A 1,972-nucleotide genomic window follows, 5' to 3' on the forward strand; every position below is an offset into this window, starting at 1 on the left:
AACCCATGCCAGCCGAGGAAGTTACCAACGATATGTCGGGCGGTGACGGTAGCAAAGAAAAGCCCGACTCGCTGGCTACCATTGATATGGATTGGCTCCGGGGTGCCCTCGAGGAAATACCATGGCCAGATTGTGGCAAGTGGCTCCGGGAGCACTTCCCACAAGCCAAGGGCGCCAGTATCAAAACCGTCGTCGAGAGCCTGAAACCCAAGGAGCTGGAGCAGTTTGTCGCCGAGGTGCAAAACAGGCTGGAGGCGAAGAGCAAGTAGAGGGATATTGCCAATGGGAAAGACCTCGAGGGAAGAGCGAAAACAGATTAGGGCCCACGCCGTCACTCTAAGAAAGCAAGGCTGGACGGAGAGAGCTATTGCCCATGAGTTGAATCTCTCGAAAACAGCGATACATAAGTATTTGGTCACCGCTGGTGTGTCTGGTATTAGAGACCACAAGGCACCAATGGTCACGTTTAAGCCTCGCACCCAAGTGACCAAAGGCGTGGAGTTCCACTCTTTTCTTGGCAAGGTAGAGGATTTCCAGACGGAACTAAGGTTCCCACTCATTATCGCCGACCCTCCTTGGAATATCTCGGTTGAAAACTCAATGCAATTTACCTTTACAGACACAAATGGCAAACCACATACCCCGATGAAGCGTGATTTTGGTAGCTGGGACTTTATGGGCGATGATGCCAGTTACCTTTCTAAAGTTGAAGTTTGGCTGCAGAAGCTCTTTGACTTAGCCACGGCTAACACATGGTGCTGGTTTTGGTGCTCTTATCGCTATCTATCCCACATAAACAATAGCGCTAGAACCATAGGGTGGGAACCGAAGGGTTGGTATGTTTGGGCAAAGACAAATGTCCCACCCTTAACAGCCACGATCAATGGGACACTTCTACCATCTCTGGAGCCATGCCTAATCTTCCGTAAGGGTAAAGGGCAACTCCGGGTCAATAAAACGGGACACGCAAATTATAGAGAACTCCCCATGGTCCCGAGCAAGGAGCGCCTGCAGGATACCGAGAACATCGCTGCAAAACCCATCGCCATTTTGAGTGATTTCATTGAATGGGCTAGTGAGCCCGGGGATTGGGTATTAGATGCCTTCGCTGGCACAGGGAGCACGTCACGAGCTGCCCTAATGAAAAGGCGTAATGCGTTTGCAGTTGAGAGTGATAAGAGACAACTAACTCTTTTGAAGTTACATATCGAAGAGCAATATGGCACAAGTATTATCCACGATTAGGAAGAACGAGGAGCCCCCACCAGAGCGGGTTCTTGGAAACTTTTGGTCTCAAAAGTTCGCAGATATGATGAACCGTTGGTACGGAGTCCACAAATTCGACAAGGCCCCATCGCCAATCATAACCCTGCCGAATGGGATGAGGATAATTCTGGCTGATGTTCTCTTGCTTGAAAAAGAGGGGGAGAATTACTACTGCGAAGTCAAGCATAAAGCACCAACCAAGTTCGGCTCCTACGGCTTAGAGGAATATCGTTTCAATTCGCTGAAACGGCTACAAGAATATGTAAGGGCGAAGGTTCTCTATGTAATCCATGACCATTCGCTAAACGGGGGCCGGGATAATCCCTATAACGATATTAACCATTGGAAGGTTGCCACTATCCCCGTGCTTGTAGATTCCCCTCATATACGCCACCCCGGGCCATCACTCGTTAATGGGGTGCGGCAAATTGGTGTGCCTATTTACTATTGGGCAACCACCCTGTGGATTCCTGTAAACAACTTTTTCCAATTAGAAAGGAGTGGCCATGGATGACGCATTCATAATGACTACCGCCTTTTTCAGCCTCCTTACTACTCCATTTTTGGCGAATGGGCAGGGCGAGAACCAGCCGAAGAAGCTGGCCTCTCCGCCCGTTCAGTGTACTGAATGTGGCGAGCCCTTGATTGAAATGGAGTTTACCCAGGGGTTCCACCTGGTATGCGACAACTGGCGCTGCCATCTGTT

4 protein-coding genes are annotated in these 1,972 nt (G+C 49.8%); all 4 read left to right on the plus strand.

Going from position 1 to position 1,972, the window contains the following annotated elements:
* Window positions 1–269, plus strand: a 269-nt coding sequence (locus HWQ67_RS17200) for a hypothetical protein (RefSeq protein WP_218253924.1), incomplete at its 5' end; no start/stop codon positions are given.
* A gap of 13 nt (window positions 270–282) precedes the next feature.
* Window positions 283–1,245, plus strand: a complete 963-nt coding sequence (locus HWQ67_RS17205; RefSeq protein WP_218253925.1) for a DNA methyltransferase — start codon at window positions 283–285, stop codon at window positions 1,243–1,245.
* A complete protein-coding gene (locus HWQ67_RS17210; RefSeq protein WP_218253926.1) occupies window positions 1,220–1,780 on the plus strand; it encodes a hypothetical protein in 561 nt (186 codons plus the stop codon). The genes HWQ67_RS17205 and HWQ67_RS17210 overlap by 26 nt, the downstream gene beginning before the upstream one ends.
* Window positions 1,773–1,972, plus strand: a 200-nt coding sequence (locus tag HWQ67_RS17215) for a hypothetical protein (RefSeq protein WP_218253927.1), incomplete at its 3' end; no start/stop codon positions are given. The genes HWQ67_RS17210 and HWQ67_RS17215, both read left to right, overlap by 8 nt.

This window comes from Candidatus Magnetobacterium casense (assembly GCF_019173545.1).
Classification (GTDB): domain Bacteria; phylum Nitrospirota; class Thermodesulfovibrionia; order Thermodesulfovibrionales; family Magnetobacteriaceae; genus Magnetobacterium; species Magnetobacterium cryptolimnobacter.

Coding starts and splice junctions, on each gene's coding strand:
- HWQ67_RS17205 (WP_218253925.1), top strand. CDS start 283: ATGGGAAAGACCTCGAGGGAAGAGCGAAAACAGATTAGGGCCCACGCC.
- HWQ67_RS17210 (WP_218253926.1), top strand. CDS start 1,220: ATGGCACAAGTATTATCCACGATTAGGAAGAACGAGGAGCCCCCACCA.